General features: G+C 79.8%; 1 protein-coding gene. It reads left to right on the top strand.

The window, feature by feature from the left end; genetic code table 11:
• The coding region (locus tag FE633_RS49010) for a hypothetical protein (RefSeq protein ID WP_246114101.1) at positions 1-416 on the top strand (416 nt) is incomplete at both ends.

Below are 416 nucleotides of genomic sequence, written 5' to 3'. Positions count from 1 at the left end.
GGCCGGGACGCGTTCCCGCGCGCGGGACATCCACCCCGCCGCCGAGCGGCGTACGCGCACGCTGGCCCGGCGGCTCTCCGCACGCGCCGTGGGCGAGCGGGCGCGCGCCGCCGACCTCGCCCAGCAGGTCACCGGCGCCGCGCACACAGTCACCGAGGCCGGCAGTGCCCGTTCCAGGAGTGCGCTGATCGCGGCCGAACTCGCCTACCGGCACGCCTCGTTGGCGCTCGCCGGCGCCGAGAAGGCAGCGGCGGCGCAGAAGCGCGAGCTCGCCGAGGCGCGCACGCTGCACTCCGCGTGGCAGGCCGCCGAGGCCGTGCTGCGCCACCGTGCCGCCGCCGACCGTTCCGCGCGGGTGGCCGTCGCGATTCGCGAGGCCGAGCGGGACGCCGCGCCCGCACTCGCCGCGCGCGCCA

The sequence above is a fragment of the Streptomyces montanus genome, from assembly GCF_005786655.1.
In the GTDB taxonomy this organism is placed as follows: Bacteria; Actinomycetota; Actinomycetes; order Streptomycetales; family Streptomycetaceae; genus Streptomyces; species Streptomyces sporangiiformans.
This window is presented reverse-complemented; position numbering and strand designations above follow the sequence as displayed.